The sequence below is a fragment of the Paenibacillus sp. 2KB_22 genome, assembly GCF_052115745.1.
Lineage (GTDB): Bacteria > Bacillota > Bacilli > Paenibacillales > Paenibacillaceae > Paenibacillus.
Window position 1 is genome coordinate 65,794 of record NZ_JBFRHG010000010.1, and the last position, 21,257, is coordinate 87,050.

Annotated in this window: 18 protein-coding genes; 14 read left to right on the plus strand and 4 right to left on the minus strand. The window is 48.3% G+C overall.

The features are described from left to right. The first annotated feature begins 299 nt into the window (after nucleotides 1-299). From AB4111_RS29385 to AB4111_RS29450, 14 genes are all read left to right on the plus strand, one after another. Nucleotides 300-1,319, plus strand: a complete 1,020-nt coding sequence (locus tag AB4111_RS29385; protein ID WP_442034804.1) for an amidase domain-containing protein — start codon at nucleotides 300-302, stop codon at nucleotides 1,317-1,319. A 137-nt stretch (nucleotides 1,320-1,456) separates the two neighbouring features. Continuing rightward, nucleotides 1,457-2,557 carry a D-alanine--D-alanine ligase gene (locus AB4111_RS29390; protein WP_036614110.1) on the plus strand — a complete coding sequence of 367 codons (1,101 nt, stop codon included), beginning with the start codon at nucleotides 1,457-1,459 and terminating at the stop codon, nucleotides 2,555-2,557. Between the two features lie 30 nt (nucleotides 2,558-2,587). Continuing rightward, complete coding sequence (locus AB4111_RS29395; RefSeq protein WP_062837611.1) at nucleotides 2,588-2,911, plus strand: hypothetical protein; 324 nt, start codon at nucleotides 2,588-2,590, stop codon at nucleotides 2,909-2,911. A gap of 157 nt (nucleotides 2,912-3,068) precedes the next feature. After that, nucleotides 3,069-4,070 (plus strand): UV DNA damage repair endonuclease UvsE, encoded by a 1,002-nt coding sequence (gene uvsE, locus AB4111_RS29400; RefSeq protein ID WP_253429912.1) that lies wholly within the window; start codon nucleotides 3,069-3,071, stop codon nucleotides 4,068-4,070. A gap of 107 nt (nucleotides 4,071-4,177) precedes the next feature. Then, nucleotides 4,178-5,041: an inositol monophosphatase family protein gene (locus AB4111_RS29405; RefSeq protein WP_442034807.1), complete on the plus strand. Its 864-nt coding sequence runs from the start codon at nucleotides 4,178-4,180 to the stop codon at nucleotides 5,039-5,041. Between the two features lie 64 nt (nucleotides 5,042-5,105). Continuing rightward, nucleotides 5,106-5,396: a hypothetical protein gene (locus AB4111_RS29410; protein ID WP_442034809.1), complete on the plus strand. Its 291-nt coding sequence runs from the start codon at nucleotides 5,106-5,108 to the stop codon at nucleotides 5,394-5,396. A 306-nt stretch (nucleotides 5,397-5,702) separates the two neighbouring features. After that, entirely contained in the window at nucleotides 5,703-7,025 is a 1,323-nt protein-coding gene (locus tag AB4111_RS29415; RefSeq protein WP_442034811.1) for a stalk domain-containing protein, read from the plus strand. Between the two features lie 247 nt (nucleotides 7,026-7,272). Beyond that, nucleotides 7,273-9,060: a histidine kinase gene (locus tag AB4111_RS29420; RefSeq protein WP_442034813.1), complete on the plus strand. Its 1,788-nt coding sequence runs from the start codon at nucleotides 7,273-7,275 to the stop codon at nucleotides 9,058-9,060. Further along, on the plus strand, nucleotides 9,035-10,588 hold the full coding sequence (locus AB4111_RS29425) for a response regulator transcription factor (protein ID WP_442034815.1): 1,554 nt from the start codon (nucleotides 9,035-9,037) through the stop codon (nucleotides 10,586-10,588). Before AB4111_RS29420 ends, AB4111_RS29425 begins: the two co-directional genes overlap by 26 nt. Nucleotides 10,589-10,808: 220 nt before the next feature. Next, nucleotides 10,809-12,092 carry an ABC transporter substrate-binding protein gene (locus AB4111_RS29430; protein ID WP_442034817.1) on the plus strand — a complete coding sequence of 428 codons (1,284 nt, stop codon included), beginning with the start codon at nucleotides 10,809-10,811 and terminating at the stop codon, nucleotides 12,090-12,092. Between the two features lie 139 nt (nucleotides 12,093-12,231). Beyond that, nucleotides 12,232-13,134: a carbohydrate ABC transporter permease gene (locus AB4111_RS29435; RefSeq protein WP_253429934.1), complete on the plus strand. Its 903-nt coding sequence runs from the start codon at nucleotides 12,232-12,234 to the stop codon at nucleotides 13,132-13,134. 5 nt (nucleotides 13,135-13,139) lie between these two features. Further along, nucleotides 13,140-13,979, plus strand: a complete 840-nt coding sequence (locus AB4111_RS29440; protein WP_253442366.1) for a carbohydrate ABC transporter permease — start codon at nucleotides 13,140-13,142, stop codon at nucleotides 13,977-13,979. Between the two features lie 135 nt (nucleotides 13,980-14,114). Further along, nucleotides 14,115-15,296: a rhamnogalacturonan acetylesterase gene (locus AB4111_RS29445; protein WP_442034858.1), complete on the plus strand. Its 1,182-nt coding sequence runs from the start codon at nucleotides 14,115-14,117 to the stop codon at nucleotides 15,294-15,296. 487 nt (nucleotides 15,297-15,783) lie between these two features. Then, entirely contained in the window at nucleotides 15,784-16,200 is a 417-nt protein-coding gene (locus tag AB4111_RS29450) for a sensory rhodopsin transducer (RefSeq protein WP_091018716.1), read from the plus strand. Nucleotides 16,201-16,284: 84 nt separating this feature from the next. Here AB4111_RS29450 and AB4111_RS29455 read toward each other — a convergent pair whose 3' ends face one another. From AB4111_RS29455 to AB4111_RS29470, 4 genes are all read right to left on the minus strand, one after another. Continuing rightward, a complete protein-coding gene (locus AB4111_RS29455) occupies nucleotides 16,285-17,442 on the minus strand; it encodes a Ger(x)C family spore germination protein (protein WP_179198605.1) in 1,158 nt (385 codons plus the stop codon). Further along, entirely contained in the window at nucleotides 17,439-18,908 is a 1,470-nt protein-coding gene (locus AB4111_RS29460) for a spore germination protein (protein WP_105602359.1), read from the minus strand. The genes AB4111_RS29455 and AB4111_RS29460 overlap by 4 nt, the downstream gene beginning before the upstream one ends. After that, the gene (locus AB4111_RS29465; RefSeq protein ID WP_442034821.1) at nucleotides 18,889-19,995 is read right to left on the minus strand and encodes a GerAB/ArcD/ProY family transporter; all 1,107 of its coding nucleotides are present in this window, start codon (nucleotides 19,993-19,995) and stop codon (nucleotides 18,889-18,891) included. The genes AB4111_RS29460 and AB4111_RS29465 overlap by 20 nt, the downstream gene beginning before the upstream one ends. A 198-nt stretch (nucleotides 19,996-20,193) precedes the next feature. Then, nucleotides 20,194-21,138: a DMT family transporter gene (locus AB4111_RS29470; protein ID WP_442034823.1), complete on the minus strand. Its 945-nt coding sequence runs from the start codon at nucleotides 21,136-21,138 to the stop codon at nucleotides 20,194-20,196. Nucleotides 21,139-21,257 lie beyond the last annotated feature (119 nt).

Genomic DNA, 21,257 nt, shown 5'->3' on the forward strand with positions numbered 1-21,257 from the left:
CCTTCATCGTTCCGTGTTCTTGTTCGTTAGTTTCATCAGATGAAACGTAATTTCATAATCATGACTTTAGTATTAAGTATACCGTTTTCACCTCCGTACGTAAAGGTCTTTTTGCCTGATCAAGCAAGCATTTGGACCAATGAAGGCGTTTTCGTGAAGCGGGCAGGAATAAGATATCTCGTGTACCTGTATTTGCCGAATTTTGGATCTCCTTCCCGAGCCGTGTACATACAACCGGGGACCCTCTCATATGAATAGTAGGAGTTTATATACGCAATGAAATATTCCGGACAGAACTCATGCCAAAGGGGGACATAGGCTTGGAACGGGAATGGAAGAGTGCCTTATATACTTACGTGAACCAGTACAATCGCTGTGAGATCGACTACCGTCCACAGACCAGCGAACGGATCGTTACCGATCCTGACTTCGTGGTGGAACGGGGAGAGCGTATGGCAAGGCTGGACGAATGGTATCGTAAGCGGCGCGCCGTGCCTCTTCGCAGCGAGACCAGCGCCAAGCTTGTGCGCACGCTTATGGATGGACAGGAAGAAGCGGTGGTGGATGTACAATTGTACAGCAGACTGTTCTATGAGAAGAGCGGTATCACCCACCGGGAGGACCGGATTGAGCGGGAGCGGTTAACCTTTCTGCGGCAGAGTGGTGGATGGATCATTGGACGGGTTGAGCGAGAAGTGCCGGAGCGTCGCCCTGCGGGGGAAGGACGTCCGTTTCAACAAGCCGATTTTGTACAGGCGATGAATCGACCGCTGCTGAATCGGGAAGTGTTGGGTCAGGGAAGAAGCTCAAGGCAACAGTCCTATCGCAGAGATCTGGCGGTTGCCTATGCGGATCGGTGGTGGAATGCGGGGAATCCGGCATTTGAGGAATTTGATGTGGATTGCACCAATTACGTGTCCCAATGTCTCTTTGCAGGGGGCGCACCCATCCACTATACTGGTAGAAGAGAAGCTGGTTGGTGGTATAAGGGGTATGTGAACGGCTCCGAAATGTGGAGTTACAGCTGGGCAGTCTCCAATAGTCTGGAGCGTTATTTGTCAGGTAGCAGCTGGGGTCTGACTGCGACAGAAGTGGAGCGTCCTGAGCAGTTGATGCTCGGTGATGTAATTCTCTACGATTGGGATGGGGATGCACGATTTCAGCACAGCACCGTTGTGACCGCATTTGATGCGGGCGGTATGCCGCTTGTTAACGCACATACGGTTAGCAGCCGTCACCGATTTTGGGATTACCGGGATTCTTACGCCTGGACGGAGCGGACGGTATACCGGCTTTTTCATATTGCAGATGAGTTTTGATGACGAAAGATTTTCGGGATGCGGTGACGCAGACATCCAGTTCCGTGTAAAATAAGACCAGATAACACATACAGAAAAACAAGGGTGCTGAGCATGCAAGCATGACAGCATCAGGCACAGATAATCGGAGGGTACACATGAGTATGGATAAATTAAAAGTAGGCGTCGTGTACGGCGGAAAATCAGGCGAGCATGAGGTGTCGCTGCAAACGGCGTTTGCTGTAACGAACGCATTTGATTACGAGAAGTATGAACTGGTTCCTTTCTATATTTCCAAGCAGGGGACGTGGAAAAAAGGACCTGTCATGCATGCGCCGTTCGCGCAGATTGAAGATTTGAAGCTGGAGCAATCGGCGGGTGGAACACAGGATGCGCTGAACGCGCTGTTTGGCCGTTTGTATGGCGGAGCAGAAGCGCTGGATGTGATGTTCCCTCTGCTGCATGGTACGTTTGGAGAGGATGGCACCATCCAGGGCATGTTCGAGATGGCGGATATGCCATATGTAGGTGCAGGCGTACTGGCTTCGGCTGGCGGCATGGACAAAGTGGTCATGAAAAAGCTGTTCGCACAGGCGGGCATCGACCAATGTGCCTTTACGTATTTTAATGCTACACAATGGAAGCAGACAGAGCACGAAATGATCGTACAGGTCGAAGATCAGCTGGGGTATCCTTGTTTTATCAAACCGGCCAATCTGGGCTCCAGTGTAGGCATCTCCAAAGCGCGTAACCGCGATGAGCTGAAGACAGCTGTTGAATTTGCACTTCGGTATGATACGAAGGTGGTCATTGAGGAGTTCGTTGAAGCGCGTGAAGTTGAGGTCAGCGTGCTCGGCAATGACGAGCCAATGGCTTCCGTTCCAGGCGAGATCGTATCCTCCGGTGAATATTATGACTATGCAGCCAAGTATATTGATGGTCAATCACAGATGCTGATCCCAGCTCCACTGGACCCGGAGGCCGCAGATCGCATTCGCGAGGCAGCTCTGCAGGCGTTCCGTGCGATTGAAGGTAACGGCATTTCACGTGCGGATTTCTTCATTCGGAAAAATGACGGCGCATTGCTTATTAATGAAGTTAACACCATGCCTGGTTTCACACCCTATAGTATGTATCCACTTCTATGGCGTGAGACAGGTGTATCGTATGCCGAATTGCTGGATCGCATGATTGAGCTGGCATTGGAGCGTTACAACCGCAAGCAGGCACTGAATTACGAGAACGGCGTACAGGCGTAGCCTGAGACCACAAGATCAGGAGGGATATACATGGGATTTCAGACTGAATTCAATTCCGTATGCAAGTTCAAGAGTGAGCAGGAGCTGTTCGAACTGCTTGAATACGGACGCGGCAAAATGGTCAAACAGGGCTTCCGGGTATTTCCTACCGGCCAGAAAGTGATTGCATACACACCGGATAACGTGGCTGTAGCCATCGTCAAGATCGTGGTTTCCATTGCAGAGATCAACTTCCAGGGGCAAGAAGTAACCGAAGTGGAGATGCAACTGATCCGCAAACTGACGGAGGAAGAATCACGTATCCAGACCGCGCTTGCCGATGAGATGTTCTTTGGAGAACAAGCGCAGGAATAGTGATTTTGACCGTGAATGCGGGTTGGATGGACTGATTTGCCAGAATACGATTATGGTCACTCTTTTAGGGTAAAACTTGGTTATATACAGTGACGGTACATCCTGACGGCTGAATATGCCGTGCGGGTTCTCCGCCCTAATAGAGAGGAAGAAATTCATGCTCGTACGCTTTGGTTACGTGGCCATGTCCGTGCTTATAGAGAATGCCTCGCCTTCCCGGACCATGACCATGTCGAGTTTTAACAAAATCGATGACAGGGAAGCAGCCATCCGCAAGCTCGAACGGATTGCAGCCGAGAACCTGCATAATACATTACGTTTGCTCAGGCACAACAAGGGCAGCCATATTCATGTATATCGCTTCTCTTCCAAATTGATTCCACTGGCAACACACGAGGACCTGAATGACTGGGACCCGTTCCCGGCTCTGAAGCAGGACTTTGCTGCCATTGGTGATTTTGTGAAGGAAAATCATATGCGTGTATCCTTTCATCCGGATCATTTTACCGTACTTAGTACACCCCGTGAGGGAGTTCTGCGCAACTCGATTCGCGACCTTCGTCATCATGTTCGGATGCTGGATGCCATGGGACTGAATGCCACTGCCAAGAACAATATACATATTGGTGGTGCATACGGGGACAAGCCTTCGGCGGCGCTTCGTTTTGAAGAAAACTTTTTGAAGCTGGATCGGGACATCCAGGAGCGGCTGACACTCGAAAATGATGACAAAACGTTCAACGCGCCCGAGACACTGGCCGTGTGCCAGCGCCTGGGATTACCCATGGTACTGGATATCCATCACCAGTGGGTGAACAACGAAGGAGAACAGCCGTGGGATCTGTGGGCTGATATTCTGAAGACCTGGGAGTCACCACTTGCCCAGGCAGATTCACCGGCTGATCAGCCATTGCCACCCAAAATTCATGTCTCCAGTCCGAAGAGTGAAAAGGATCTGCGAGGTCATGCCGATGGCGTGGAGGTAGAGCCTATGCTCGACTTCTTGCGTCATATCGCAGCAGACACCCCAAGGCTTGACGTGATGATTGAGGCCAAACGCAAGGATGAGGCTCTTGTGCAGCTGATGCAGAAGCTGGCATTCTATCACGAAGAGGGCGTGGAGTGGGTGGACGAGTCTACCGTCATCATTCATCCGTAGAGCCAAAAGGGGCTTGGGCAACGAGAAACTTTACGACCTGCGGGGCGTATACTTTTAACAAGTATTTCAACTTTTCGTAGATTGATATAGAAAGTAGAGTGAACGCTTTGAATGAGAAGGAAAAGATACCTTATGTCGTGACAAGCAAAAGCTATACTGCCGTTGCTATTAATGCAGCTTCCAAAGCTGGAGAATGGATCAAAAGCCGTCTTGGGACGGTAACTGAACCAGGCACCAAATATTCACCCCAGGATCTGGTGACCGAAGTGGATAAGGGAGCGGAGCAGATGATCCGCCGCCTGATTCTCACGCATTTTCCCCACCATGCCATTCTGGGTGAAGAAGGCGTCGAACCGGGACCGGAAGCTTCGGCAAAAGCACTGAAAGAGGCCGAGGAAGAAGAGTTCCTCTGGATTGTTGACCCTGTGGACGGAACGACGAACTTTGTACACGGATTCCCGTTTTATTCGGTGTCCATCGCATTGGCTCACAATGGTGAAGTCATTGTCGGCGTAATATACGACCCTTCCCGTGACGAACTGTTTGTTGCGGAAAAGGGTAAAGGAGCTTACGTCCACGGCAACCGGATGCTTGTATCTGGTGAACAGGAACTGGCGCAGAGCCTGATCGCGGTTGGATTCCCGGCAGACACAACCTTTGCGTTGCCACTGAATATGGCTGCTGTGCAGGCGCTTGCTCCGCAAGTTCGTAACTTGCGTGCAGGTGGATCGGCCGCCCTTCATCTGGCGTATGTTGCCGCAGGACGTCTCAGCGCCTACACCGAAGTCGGATTGAAACCGTGGGATATTGCTGCAGGTGCGCTGCTGGTCGAAGAATCCGGCGGTAAGGTAACGGATACACTCGGAACACCTTATCAACTGTCAGTAAGTCATGTCGTTGCCAGTAATGGCAAAATCCATGATGCACTGACAGATGTGCTGAAGGAAGCGAAGGCTACTGGCTTGGAGTGAGTTTATTCAACCCATCCATGCTTTAACTAACGCATGTATGGCTTTAATTAAAGGAGCGAGAACAATGGATGAATCCAAAGAACTGGAACGACGGCTCAGTGATATGCTGACGGAAGGGGACATGGAAGAGTCCGGCGACACCGATCAGCGTGAACGCCAGCTGATTCCTCCCAAATATGAAGTGCGAATCCAGACAGAACGTGATCCGATTGTCGAGGAAACGTTAAAGTACCGGAAGATGGCACGCGAAGTGGATGATCGTTATGATCGATATCTGGAGCGAGCTACCGGGAACAAACTGGAGAGCGACAAGGGTCATTCGATTGCCGAAGACTCGGATAAGCCGCAATCTTAACTAATCACTGAACGTCATAGCTGTGCCTCACCAGTAACAGACTCCCCATCCGGGAGTCTGTTATTTCATGCGCACTTCCAGTAGAGAGGACAGCGCCTACTTTAAAATGATAGAATAGAGTAACACGAACTTATGTCATTGGTTTGACCGATGTACTATACAATAGTGAGACTGGTCAGAAAGTCTGCTTTTGATTACGAAGGATGCTTAGCTTTATCCCATCTTGTCGGTACTGAAAAGCGCTCTTTTTGAACACGCATATTAGTGTGAATTAAGATAGATTCGCGAAAAGGAGTGTTACCCCGAATGAAGCGTAAACGTATATGGGAAAATACTGCTGCCGGTTTAACGGCGAGCATGTTGGCAGGAATGCTGCTCTTCACATCTTCTGCATTGCCTGCACACGCGGCTGACACCAAAACGGGTGTATTGCCAGCGGGTACAAACGAGGCTTCGCTGACTGCGAAGAAAGATGCAGTAGCCGTTACCAAGGAGTTCCGCATCGTCACGTTGGGAGACTCCATAACGGTAGGTTATGAGCCCAACACGAAAGAATTGCCTTATGGTTATGTAGAACGTCTGCAGGAGCAAGGTTTGCTGCATGGACGTACACAGGTGGACAACTACGGGATTGCCGGATTGAAAACCAGTGGCTTGAAAAACTTCACTACTGCAATTAAGGATGGCCAAACACTGACTTCCGAAGCCATTCAACCAAGTCTTCCTGATCCAAGAGCGGGGCAGATCGGAGCCAATACTGCTGCAATCCGTGAGAGTGTAGCACAGGCCAATCTGGTTGCAATTACCATTGGGGGAAATGATGTATCTGAGCTTCTCGGTACAGCAGACAAACTGAGTGATCAGGAACTGCAAGCGAAGGTAAAAGAATTACTCGCAACTTATACAGCCAACGTTAGTGCAACGATTAATGATATCCATGAAATAAATCCGGCAGCTACAATTGTCATCGCCGACCAGTATCAACCGATGCCAGAAGTAGCAGGCAAGGCACTCTATGCCAAACTGATGGAGGCCTCCCAAGGCTTCACACAGACGATTGATGGAATCGCAGCGCAATTCTCTGCTCAAGGTACTGATGTCAAAGTCGCACACGTGGCCAAGGAGTTTGTTGGCGGTGAGGGCACGATGACTCATATGATCAAAGATCGTGATTTCCACCCGAATCAATTCGGATATGCGGCCATTGCTGAAGTATTTGCCAAAACGATCTGGGGAGATTACACCAAGCTGACTGCACCTGCCACAGGTGAACCCATGAATATTATCGTGAGTGGCAAAACATTGAATACACCATACAAACCGATTATCCGTAACGGCAAAAACTTTGTGGCAATCCAAGATATCGTGAACGCTGTTGGTGCTACTACGGTATGGGATAACAAGACTTCAACTGCAACCATTACATATGGAGAGCGGAAGGTTGCTGTCAAGATTGGTGCCAATGCTGTGAAGGTAAATGGAGCATCGGTTACCGTGGACACACCTGCATTCCTGAATAAGGTAGGCAAAGAGTCTAAAACGTATGTACCCCTTGCCATGGTGGCTGAAGGTCTTGGCTTTGATGTGCAATATGTAGCGAAGCTGAAAACTGTTTTTGTTAATCCGTAATAAGTATTTTGTGCTCTAACATGTTATTCAACAGCCAGAATGCCTTGACCTGATCAAAGCATTCTGGCTGTTTTGTGTTCTTTTAAAATTGCTGACAGAGGTGTATACCTTCTCTAATGACCTGAAATGTTGCATAAATATATCTTGTCAGATGACCAATGGATGTGTAAATATGAAAATAACTTACAATAAAACCACTAACCCATAACACGACAGCAACCCTTCGCAAGGCAAAGGAGCGCTTAGGATGAGTAAAATTAAGAACGCTTTCACAACACTGCCGATTCATCATAAAACAATTCTTCTCATCGGGCTTTTGATGTTAATCAGCTTTACGTTTTATGCGTCCGTACTCCGATATGTGTTCAGTATCTATGACCGTCAGATCTATGAGAAATCCTCGCAAGTCCTCAATATGTCTTCAGTAGGCATTGAGAATCAACTGCGTGAAATTTCCAACCTTTCCTTCAAGGTGATGTCGGACGAGCCGCTTCAGCAATATCTGCTCCAACTGAAAAAGGTCGAAACGGGTTACGAGAAAAATGGATTGCGTAAAAAGATTACCAACAGGTTAGTCGCTTACGCGGGTTCCGAAAAATACGTCTATTCCATGCTATTTATCGATAATGATAATAACGTTATGGCCGCAGGCAATCGGGAGGGAATCTCAGAGTCCACGCAAAAGGAACTGGTTGCACTGGGGCAGCAATATTCGGGCTCCAATGCTTGGCATACCAGCGGGGATAAACAGTCCCGACTCTTGTCGGTCCGACAGGTGAAATCCTTTATTGGCGGAGCATTTACATTGGAGGACCTCGGCACACTGATCATCCGCGTAAGGCTGGACCGAATTGTACAGGATCAGATGCAAGAACCAGCTGAGGACTCCCAATTATTGATTACCGATGGAAGAGAAGTGATCTATCCAACAGAATCAGCAGTCAGTGAAGCCGAGATTGAGTCTGAACTGAAGCGTACCCAGCCCTATGGAATTGCCATGTTGGAGCAAGGGAGACACTTTGTAGCGCGTGCCCATTCTTCCTATACGGATTGGACCTATTTGTACACCACCCCGTATGACCAGATGTTTAAACAGATCCAGTTTGTCAAACAGTTGGTCACGGTGATCTTCATCATGATTTTTCTGGCGGCGCTGATCATTGGAGCGAGATTCTCCCGCAGTATTACCCATCCAATTGCGCAGTTGATCAAAAAGATGCGTAATATCGAAAAAGGCGATTTGGATAAACTGGAGGAGGCTGCCCTCGGCAATGTTCCGATATCTCCACAGAATGAGGTTGGGCTGCTACATCGCACATTCAAGATGATGCTTCAACGGATACGTGAATTGATTGATGAGAACTATGCCAAGCAATTGGTGATTCGTGAGACTGAGTTGAAAGCGCTTCAGGCGCAGATTAATCCACATTTTCTATATAACACGCTGGAATCGATTAACTGGCTGGCTAAAGTGCAGAAGCAACGACAGATCTCGGAAATGGTTGAGGCTCTCGGATTTCTGCTGCGTAGCTCTGTAAATATGTCCGAGAAGTGGATCACGCTGGAAAGAGAGCTGGACATTGTCCGCAGTTACGTCACGATTCAGCGTACTCGTTTTGAGGAGAGACTTGATTTTGACATGGAGATTGCCCCTGAGGTGGGGACGGCCCGAATTCCCAAGTTAACGTTACAGCCACTCGTGGAGAATGCCATCCATTATGCGCTTGAGCCAAGTATTGACCCATGCCGGATACGTATTCGAGCAAGAGCGGATGGTGATCAGGTGATTATCGAAGTTGAAGATGATGGCCCAGGAATGACACCTGAGTTCCTGGAGCAGTTACATGAAGGACGCATACAGACAAGAGGACAGGGCATTGGGTTATCTAACATCCAGGAACGAATCAGGCTGACCTTCGGCGAAGAAGGCGGAATGGTGATAAGCAGCAAGCCTGGATCAGGAACTGTAGTATCGATCAGCATACCTTGGATTAGAGAGGACGATGACGATGTACAAAGTGATGCTCGTGGATGATGAACGTGTCATTCTGGAGGGGATTTCCCAAGTGGTCGATTGGGCCGCAGCAGGTACGGAATTGGTGGGTACGGCGAGGAATGGGATCGAAGCATTGGACAAAATTGGGCAGTCGAGACCTGACATTATTATTACGGATATTTCCATGCCAGGTCTGGATGGTCTCGGACTCATAGAGAAGGCATCCGAAGCATATCCGGGGGTACGTTTCATCATGTTATCCGGCTACAAGGAGTTCGAATATGCCCGCAGAGCGATGCAATATGGTGTGAAGCATTATTTGCTCAAACCATGTAATGAGAATCAGATCCATGATGCGTTAACTGAACTGTTGCAGGAGCATCAGGATGCCCAGGTGAAGGAACATGTTGCTGGTGAGATGAAACAGCGATTGCAGCGTGTCCTTCCGCATGTGAAGGAGCAATTTCTGCTGGAGTTCATGACCAACCGAACCTATGGGCCAGTTGATCTGGAGTATTATCAGGAGCTGTTCGATCTGGAGCTTGAAGAGAACACAGTTCGGTTACTGCTGTTCCGAATCGTAGATGAGCATGATTACAGTCACTTATTTGCGATCAAAAACATTGCCAGTGACCTGCTCCCACATGTCCTGTTAAGCACTACCATTGAAGGCAAACTCCTGATTCTGCTTGCGGATTCAGCTGATCCGGCCGGATTGAAAGAAAGTATTGAAGAGGTTCGGGCTGCATTTACCCGACTATATAAACTGGAAGTGACCGCTGCGCTGAGTGAAGCAGATCGAATGATCCAGTCCCGGCGGTTGTTTCGTGAGGCATTGCAGTACTTGAATCATCGCTTTTTTATTGGTGAAGGCAAGCTGATTACGAAGAGCGATCTTGTTCTGGCCGGAGAATGCGACGGCGTGCATGCTGAGCAGGATGCGGAGCAACTATGTCAGTTGATCAAATCGGGCAATACAGAAGAAACCGCGGCAGAGGTGGATCGTCTGTTTGATCTATTATCGCGTCAGCAGTTGGAGATTGAGGTGACTCGTTCTTATGTAGTGCAGCTGTATTCTGCGATGGTTCATGTTTGTCCGCCCGAGGAGGCAACAGAATTCACCCAGCGTATGGCGGAACTGCCTCATATCGATACGTTATCTGGGTTGAAGTCTTTTGTTGCAAGCAGTGCAGCCCGGCTAACTTCCGGTTATTACAAAAACCATATCAGTCGCCAGTCTTCCGCCGTGGAGAAGATGATGGATATCGTGGATCGTCATTATGGAGAGGCGGATCTCTCTCTTAATGGAGTCGCTCATCAGATGTTATATATGAATCCGGATTATCTGGGCAAGATTTTCAAAAAAGTCACGGGCGAGAACTTCTCCAATTACGTCAATCGTCTGCGCATCGAACGGGCGTGTGATCATATTCGCAGAGGCGGGGATGTAAAAGTATTCGAACTAGCTGAGTTGTTCGGATTCGGCGGTAATTCGCAATATTTCAGTCAGGTGTTCAAAAAGTGGACCGGTATGACACCTACAGAATTCCGCAGGATTGGCATATAACAATGGGCTACCAATCATGTGACTCCTATCTGGGGAGGACGAACAGCGCCGAGAGGAGGCTGTTGTCCTCCTCTGTTTTTTGAACCAACAAGACGGTTTTGTGTATTCAACTCTGGTCGTACATTTGCGAAAATGACATTAACAAGTTTGTGAAAGCGTTATCAGGAACAAAAGGATAACTCGTTCACACAACCATATCAACATAAAAGGGGAGATTGGCATGGTGAAAAAGGCAATATTCCTGATGATGGCTGCGTTGCTCGTTTTTACAGCGGCATGTAGTTCAGGTGGAGGAAGCGAACAGGGGTCTTCGGATGGATCGGTTACTCTGCGGATCGCTTGGTGGGGCTCGGATGCACGGCATGAATATACACAGAAAGTCATTGACCTGTACAAGTCGAAAAATCCGAATGTCAAAATTGACGTGGAATATGCTTCATTTGATGACTACTGGAAAAAGCTCGCACCACAAGCAGCTGCAAATCAATTGCCTGACATCGTTCAGATGGATATTTCCTACATCAGCCAATATGCACAGAATGGTCAGCTTGAGGATCTAGCTCCTTATCTGGGCAACCAGATCAAAGTGGACAATGTGTCCGAGAATGTAATTAGCACAGGTGTAATTAATGGCAAACAATACGGTGTACCTGCCGGTGTTAACGTTCTGGGCTTCCAATATGATCCGGCGTTGCTTAAAAAAGCAGGCGTGGATGCAATCCCTGACAATATGACTTGGGAATCGTACGAAGCACTGGGTAAACAAGCCGCTGAGAAAGGTTTGTATTTGGATGGAGGGGTAGCTCCGGATATCTTCTTCCACTACTTCCTGCGTACCAAAGGGTTGTCGCTATACAATGCGGAAGGTACAGGTCTTGGTTATGATGATGACCAATTGTTTGTTGAATTCTTCGGACTTATGCGCCGCATGATTGAGCAGGGCGCAGCACCTACACCGGATGTAGCCAACCAAACCAAAGGTATTATTGAAGAATCGGATCTCGTGAAGGAAAAAGGAATTGGAGTATGGCAATGGTCCAACCAGTTCGTAGCCTTGCAACAGGTAGCGAACCGTCCGCTCGAAATCGCTCCAATGCCAGGACCGGATATGGAAAAAGGACTTTATATGCAACCAAGTATGTACTGGGGTGTAACGTCCAACTCCAAAGTGAAGGAAGAAGCGGCTAAATTCATTGATTTCTGGGTGAATGACGTGGAAGCCAACAAACTGATCAAAGGGGAGCGCGGTGTGCCTATCTCAGGAGCAATCAAGGAAGCCATCGCACCTGAGCTGAGTGACGCCACGAAACAGGTCTTTGAATTCGTAGCAGCCATGGAGCCTAAGGCTTCACCAATGAGTTCTCCGCCACCGGTGGGTTCACCTGAAGTAATCTCTGCTCTGGCCGATGTGGTTGAAGAGTTGAACTTTGGCAAAATTACACCTCAACAAGCAGCAGAAACATTCCGCAAGAACGCCGAATCTGTACTTGCAAACAATAAATAACAGTTGAATGATAGCTTGCTTGTCCCACTTCAGGGATGGTCGGGAATGGGGCTGCTCGCGAATGCGAGGGCCTTTCCCCGTCCAGATGACCGAAGTAAGGATGAGGGAGTAAGCTGATCCATGAAGGAGGTTCGTTCCATTGAGGCAGTATTCGTCGTTACGTAGAAACTTAACCGGATATGCGTTCATAAGCCCGTTTATTATTGGATTCCTGGGCTTCACACTCATCCCCATGTTTGTGTCCTTATATATGTCGTTCACGAGTTATAACTTGTTCACTTCCCCGCGGTGGATTGGGCTTGATAACTACACCAAAATGTTTTTTGATGACCCGAAATATTGGAATTCGGTCAAAGTTACGTTTCTGTATGTATTCATTGGGGTACCGTTAAGATTGATCTTTGCCCTCTTCGTAGCGATGGTCCTGAACACTGGCTCTCGTATGATTGGAACGTATCGGACGTTGTATTACCTGCCATCCATTATCGGTGGTAGTGTGGCCGTATCCATTATGTGGCGTAACCTCTTCAGTAATGAGGGTGTTATCAACAGCGCTCTGACGGCAATTGGAATTGGGCCTATAAGCTGGTTTGGTGACCCGAATGCGTCCCTGGTTATGCTGATCTCACTGTCTGTGTGGCAGTTCGGTTCGTCCATGCTGATCTTCCTGGCTGGTCTCAAAAATATCTCCCCTGAGATGTACGAGGCAGCAGGCGTGGATGGTGCGAATCCGGTTCGAAAATTTTTCAGCATCACCTTGCCACTTCTTAGCCCAATCGTTCTGTTCAATATGATCATGCAGACGATTGGAGCATTCATGACCTTCGTACCTGCTTACATTATCTCCAAAGGCGAAGGCGGCCCAATGGATGGTACCATGCTGTACTCCCTGTATCTATTCCGTCAGGCATTTATGTTTAACAACATGGGCTATGCTTCGGCAATGGCCTGGATCATGCTCATTATGATTGGAATACTCACGGTAGCTGTGTTCCTGACATCCAAGTACTGGGTATTCTACGAATCTGAAGGAGGGAAGTAACGATGATGGTATGGAAAAATGTGAAATGGCCCGTGTATCACCTGTTCGTTGCAGCTCTTGCCCTCCTGATGCTCTATCCTGTACTCTGGATGCTCTTCAGTTCATTCAAGGAAAGCCGTACGATCTTTGTTACCGCAGACACCCTGTTTCCTACGGAGTGGATCTGGAGTAACTATGTGGATGGTTGGAAAGGCACAGCAGGAAGACCGTTCATGGATTACATTACCAACTCACTTGTAATTGTAGTTATATCTACCATCGGTGCTGTGATATCGTCATCGTTGATCGCTTTTGGTTTTGCCAGACTTAGCTTCAAAGGTCGTAGCTTCTGGTTCTCCATTATGATGTTGACGCTGATGCTGCCACATGACGTGGTATTGGTTCCTCAATATATTATCTTCACGAAGCTGGGTTGGCTGAATACGATTCTGCCAATCGTTGTTCCTACATTCTTCGGAATGCCGTTCTTCATCTTCCTGATGGTACAGTTCATTCGAACGATTCCGAAGGAGCTGGATGAGGCTGCAACCATTGATGGATGTAACAAATTCAGACTGTATATCCAGATTATTATGCCGCTCATCAAGTCTTCTCTGGCAACAGCAGCGATTTTCTCCTTCTACTGGAGATGGGAGGATCTGCTCGGTCCGGTATTGTACCTCAACTCGCCTGAGAAATATACCGTATCGATGGCATTGAAAATGTTCCTGGATAGCGAATCTGCTTCCAACTGGGGCGCCATGTTCGCGATGTCCATCGTCAGTCTGGTTCCGGTTGTAGCTGTGTTCTTCATCTTCCAGAAACAAATTGTTCAAGGGATGAGCACTAGCGGATTGAAAGGATAAGCAGGCTTCACTGTATATCTTCGTATCTTGCCCGATTGAACGTTTACGGAAAGTTAACCAAGGAGGTTATCGCTTTTGAATAAAGCTCAGGATAGTCAGGCTGTTGCCATGGGGGCAGCGGCAGAGGGCCAGGCAATGTCCGTGACCAGCTGGAAGTTTAACTTTGGACCGGACTCGGGAAGAGCAGATGAGACAGGGGATTATCTGAAAGTAACTGCAACAACCGCATATGAGGAACGAGGAGGATACGGATTCGAAGCAGGTTCTCTGGTGTATGAGAAACAACGCATCGGAGTTGATGACGTGCCGAATTCCACGAACCAACATCATAACCATCCGGGGCAGACAACCATGTCTGCCCGATTGCGTTCGGGCTTCTGTATTCCGCTCAAAGCATCCTTCATCGTGGATGTTCCCGATGGAACCTATCAAGTATTACTTGTTGCAGGTGATGAATTGGCTGAGACCGTGACCCGTGTGAAAGCTGGTGAGGGCAGGCTTGTACTGCCAACCATTCGTACACTTCCTGGGCAATTTGCAGAGGTGCGATTCTCGGTCGTTGTTCGTGGCGGCAGACTTCGTCTATCATTCTCCGGTCCCGCGCCAAGAATCAATGCGCTAGAGATTACCCTTGCGAATCAGACCATGACTGTATTTCTTGCCGGGGATTCAACCGTAACGGATCAGCCGGAAAGTGGATATCCGTATTGTGGTTGGGGCCAGCTATTGCCAGCACAGTTCAAACATGATGTGGCAGTGGATAATCATGCCCAGTCAGGGCGCAGTTCCCGCAGCTTTATTAATGAAGGCAGGCTCAGCGCCATTATGGAGCGAATCAAGCCCGAAGATTTTCTGTTTATTCAATTTGGACATAACGATGAGAAGCCGGACCCTGAACGTGGGACCGACCCATTCACAACATATAAGGAATATTTGAAAAAGTATATCGATGCTGCCCGTGAAGCCAAGGCTCGTCCGGTGCTCATAACCCCGGTGCATCGTCGCTATTTTGCGGATGATGGCACATTGACCGATACCCATGGCGATTATATCATCGCCGTGCGTGAGCTGGCGGAACAGGAAGCTGTTCCGCTGATCGATCTGGCAGAGCGTAGCCGTCTTCTGTTCGAGCAGGCGGGTGTGGAAGCCACCAAGGATGACTTTATGTGGGTGCTGCCAGGAGAGTATGTGAACTTCCCTTCAGGCGTGGAGGATAACACGCATTTTCAGGAACGCGGTGCCCGCCGCCTTGCCCAGCAGGTGGCAGAAGCCATCCGCGAGCTGCAATTACAACCGCTGCAGATGTATCTGCGGTAGGCGAGTAATCATCACAGTTGTAAAGGTTCTAATTCTATTGCACTAGTGGATAAGTTCCCGCAGGATTTTAAGTCCTGTTCGTCCGTATTTATGCAAAGCGAGTTAAACGAAGTAACGAGCCAGCAAAAGTTGCCCAGCGAAAGAGCGAAGGCAATAATCTTTTAAATCAGTCCGGCGAGCGTAGCAGCGGAGGAGGGCGGAATCGGGTAGAGGGAGCGAAGCGTCCGCCTTTGGAGCGGGATTTCCCCTGCTGAGGGGGGAATTGAATAGAAATCCCGAGCCAACAGCGGCCCACAGCCCGATCCGCCCGCCGAAGCGGCTGCCCCGCGAGCCCACGGGTTTTAAGAGTTGCCCCCGCGAATGAGCCAAAAGAAATCCCGAGCCAACAGCGGTCTGTAGCCCGATCCGTCCGCCGAAGCGACTGCCCTGTGAGCCGATTTATTTTTAACCTATATTGCACTCGTAAAAAAGAGGAGGATGTATTTCAATGACACCTGACCAGACAGAATCAGGCACATCTGCCCGTAAGAACGTTTCAGCAGCTACAGGTCACACCTACTGGGTCATTCCGGATGGTTACATTCCCCCGGAGAGCCGGGGCACATTGGAGAGTCATGAGAGCATCTGTGTACTGAACACCAGTGCCACGGATGCGGAGCTGCACATCACGATTTACTTTGAAGACAGAGAACCACTCGAAGGTATGGTCGCTGAAGTGCCAGCGAGAAGGACGAAGCATATTCGCACTGCATCGCTACGATCCGGGGAGCAGTCTATTCCGCCGGGCGTGCCTTATGCGATTACGGTTTCGAGCAATATCCCCGTTATCGTCCAGTACAGTCGTTTGGATACGACCCAGCCTGAATTGGCTTTGATGAGTGTCATGGCGTATCCATTAGGATAACTTCCCCAATCGACAGCAGTTGGAGATGGTAAGAAGCCCCGTAACCTTGCATCCAATGCAGGCACGGGGCTTCTTTTTCTTCATTTATTCGCTGTATTTATACGTGCTCGCATTAAGGATATCCACGTGAACCTCCACTTTTCCAAGCTTAAAACGTTGGAGTGGGTCCGCCCGGTTGTAGACTTCCTGTTTCCATAAGGGAAGGTTGTGGCGATATAAGTGTTCCACAAGACCGTATGAATCAATCATGCGTGACTTGGTTTTTTCGAACGTATCTCGGATTTGGGATTCGATTTGTTTCTCCGCTTCTTGTTCCATGGCCTGAGGCGTGCGCGGGGCTCCATGGTCTTCGGTGATGGAACTTTTGACCGAGGTAACCAGATCAAATGTGACGCCATCTCCTTGTTTCCTTGCCTTGATTCTAGTCTTGGGATCACGAAGCATCAGGGTTAAATCAGGAGTCTTTCGACCATTCCCATATACGTATAGTGGGTACTGATGTACGCGCTCATAATTTACGTATCGTGTACCGTCCGCGTCTGCTCCTGCAACTCTACCCTGACTTGTTCCTTTGGAAATAACATAAAATCCATCCATTCTAACAAGGGGGGGAGTTTTATCCCCGTTGAACCAAGTCTCGTTCCTTGTTGAAACCGAGGGTAAAAGAACAACGGAAGCTGGCTCCCGTAGTCCATCAAGAAGCTGATGGAGCCGGATTGGTTCGTAACCGGAATGCTGTTTGTATAGCCTCATGGGCTCAAATAACTCAATGGTCTGGGCGGATTGGTTCAGCAGCGCAGAAGGGGAGAGCACGTCCGGAATGTTATGTTCTGTCGCGTAAATCCAGGGTGTATATCTCAGTTGACCTGAATGCAGCAACGTGTTAAATATATCCTCCAGCTTCCCGTCGAGAGCATTTTTCGATAAAACAATAGCTTTAACATGAGTCCAGAGCGTTTGCTGCTGTGACGTTTCATACAAGTCGTTAATAGCCATACTCAGTGTTGTACCTTCGCCCCGTCCAATCCAGATATCCCTTGTCTCCCGGGAAGTTGGTGTTTCCTGTTTTGCAATACTGGAGAAGTCAATCAGTTGGGCATACGCAATATACTGGTTGTCTACATAATCAATTCCTATCGCCGTAATGAAGTTTATACTTTGCACCTCTTTGGAATCCCAGCACCCCGTTAGCAGGATCAAGCAGCATATAAGAAGGCCGCTTATGGATACCCATCGTTTCACGGACGTTTCCTCCGGCGGGTAGAATCCTGTGTATGAAGTGCTTCTGGGCGCTTGGTTCTTTTCATGGAAGGTGGCATGGATACGGCCTGAGTGAAGTCTCCGGGAATGTAAGGAGATACAGGTGACAGATAGGATACGCCATAACACTCCAACGATACGAGATGCACCAACAGGGCGAATAGTCCGATCATAAAACCGAACAATCCAAGAATGGAAGAGACGAGTAACATCCCGATCCGAACATGGGCAGTAGCCCCGCTTAGCACAGTATTCACGAGAATATAACTAGAGATGACCGAGATCGCAACCGTGACTATTATGGTGGGAGAAGTAATCCCTGCACGAATAGCGGCATCCCCAATAATAAGCCCGCCAACAACGCTGACCGTTTGCCCCAACGCACGTGGTAATCTACGCCCTGCTTCGTTGAATAGCTCAAACATAAAGATCATCAGGAACGCTTCCAGCGTCACCGGCATGGGCAGGCCCATTCGAGTACCAGCAATTGTAGCCAAGAGAGGTAGTGGGATCTGTTCCACATTGAAACTGGTCAGGCCGATATAGAAGGCTGGGAAGAAACAGGCAATCAGCAGTCCGGATATACGCAAAATTCGTTCGAAAGTAACGATGAAAAAGGGTGTACTTTCGTCTTCAGGAGATTTCAATTGATTGAAAAGTGTAGTTGGCGCGATGACCGCTACAGGAGAGCCTTCAATAAGAACGGCAAACCGTCCATTTAACAGGGAATCGACAACAAAATCAGGACGTTCAGTGTTATCCGTGAGCGGAAAGATGCTCCGAACCCCTCCCATGACAGCCCGCTCCATGATCGAGGTTCCCAGAATGCCATCGATCTCAATCTGATCCAGATTGTGTCGTGCTTCTTTTAGAATGTCTGGATTAATAATATCTTTTACATATACAAGTCCAATGGCAGTTTGAGTACGTCCGCCTTTGACATATTTCTCATAACACATCGAAGATGTTTTCATTCGTTTGCGTATAAGGGCCACGTTGGTAGTGAGTTCTTCGGTGAATCCATCGCGCGGGCCTTTAACTGATGTTTCAATGGCTGATTCTTCGGGACTGCGTCCCGGGATATCAGCAATATCTACACTGCAGGACTGTACACCATTACCGAAAATGATCAATAGTTGTCCACTAAATATCAACATATTAAGCTTGTTAGTATCTTTGAGGTCATCCAACGGATTCAATGTTAATCCGAGTTCTTTGGGATGTGATTCCTCAATGATCAGGGAGTGCTGTTCCAGACGGGGAATGATAAATTGGTTGATTTGTTTACCGTCGACGAGACCGTCACAATAAAGCAGAATTACGGGCTGATCAGATTCGTCTTTAACAGGAAAGGTCTGAATAACGACATCTGCACATGGATTGAATTGCTCTTTCAAAGAGGCAAGCAGTGTTTCATGGGACGTGGTGTCAATCGCTTGATGCTCCATGATGTTTCCTCCTCTGATGGCGTGAATGGATAAAGGCAACCGTCGTTGCTATAATCGCAAGTCCGCTCAGATATACGAGATTGAACGGGAATATGTATTCAACCAGAAGCCTTTCGAAGGTCATATCATCCATAGGATACAACATGGTCAGGATAAAGAAGACACCTAACGAGATACAACTGATAAGCCTTTTGGTAGAGCTCTTAATATTCCATATTTCTACTATAATATACATGGCAAGACTAATTCGGGTGAATGCACCTGCGAGCCATTGGTAGATGGAAAAGAAGTCGGTCTGAGCAATGTATTTGCCCAAAGAGGCAATTCGCCATTCTTCAAAGGCGGGATATCTCATTTTGGCAGCCTCAAAAGGATCGAATTCCACAATCGCCCCAATGAGTGGGCCGACAGTCAGTCCGACAAGAATGAGTGCGAGCATCAGATACTGCCATACACGTATACGTTTGGTGAGATGAGGCTGGATATACCAGATGAACAGCAGTTCAAACATGCCTGCAAGACTGTAGACCATGCCTTCAAAAATAGGATGCCAGCCATGTTCAAGAACGGGCAACAGACGACTGTAGTCCTTGTATTGGGTATTTACGATAGCAACATAGAAGCCTAACAAGACAACTAGTGGCAGGACTAAACCTGCGGTAAATGCCAGCGAGCGAATACCTTTATACGCAGCGTAGGCACAGAGAGACATCAGGGCAATACTGGTTACCAACACGGGTGTTTCGGTCAGATAGTTCGTTTTAGCCCAAGCCGTGGTATCATGCAGTGTGAAAAAGATTACGCTTAGAAAAAAGAGGCTGTTGCCAACTCGAAACAATATGCCAATGGGCTTGCCTAGACGGGATGTTAACCAATCATGCAAGGTTTGATGCTGAAGAAAACGAGAGACATAAGCGAGCATTAGCGCAAATATTAGAAATGGTCCGGTCGATAACAGGACGGAAATCCAAGAATCCCTTTTGGCGGCAGCCAAAAGGGCAGGAATAATCAGAACATGGCTGATCAAGCCAACGGACAACATGATCAACATCATCGCTTGTAAAAAAGAAGGCTGTGTTCGTTTCATGCTGAAGAGTCCCCTTTTCCCATTAGACTGTCCTCAGCAGTGTTAACGTGTTTGAAGCCCTTCATACAGGTATTACATTTAGAGATCAAAATAACGGATACCCATGGCTTCCCGTACCTCAAGCATCTTGTTACGTGCGACCTGTCGAGCCTGTCGCGTGCCGGGTGTCCTGGATCAGAACGATGGATGCGGGCAGGATCAGTTTTGGCCTTGGTTGGTCCCACTGACCAGCCTGTGTTTGCGGCCACTCATATTGGTGCCGAGTACACCAGCGATGATTAGCAATGCTCCAATATAGTGATGGCTACCAACGGGTTCGTGCAAGATCCATGCACCGCCTACGATGGAGATGAGTGTGGACAGGTTGCTGAATACGCTCATCTGGGACGCCTCCAGATGTGTCAGGGCATAGCTCGCAAGCAGGGTGGAGATCATGGTGGAGAGGATCGCCAGATAAGCGAGTGCACCCAGATAGGATGCATCACCAAATGGTTTGATGTAATCCATCATGGAGCCGCTGGAAGCATGGCGGATCAGGGAAGCAGCGTTAAACACAATACAGCCAACCATCAGTGTGACCCATGTTAATTCCATCGGTTTATACTTCTGGGTTAATGGTCTTGCAAGCACACCGTAACCTGCAAAACAGACTGTGGATAGCAGCAATAATGCAATACCCTTCAGGTTACCCACTGACATGCCATTTCCTTGCATCATGAAAATAAAAACGACTCCAGCGACAGACAGAAGCAGGAAAAGCTTCTGCGTGGTGGATGTGCGTTCCTTCAGGAAAACTGAAGCGAGAACGAGTGTGAATACTGGGGCCATAGCCTGAATAATACCCGCTTCCGATGAGTTGGAAGATACGAGTCCAAAGGCTTGAAAGGCAAAAAATAGGACGGGAGATAACAGCCCCAGTGGAATAATTCGCCACAGATCACGAAGGCTCAATCGGATTTTGATCCAACCCAAAATGACAGGAATGCTAACAACGATCAGCGACAGCGCGAATCGGTGGGCAAGCACATCAATCGGATGTGCAACAGTGACAGTCATTTTAACAAATAGAAAAGATAGACCGATAATAGCCGCGTACAATACAGCTGCGATATAAGCGTATCCCCGGGTATGTGCTGTGTTCATGAATGCTCCTCCAATACAATGGTCTTAGGGTTTTATCTTTATAATCCTGAACATACCAGGTTCAAGGCATGTTGCTTGCCTTATTCAATATACTGCCGGGTGCATCGTGCTACAATAGA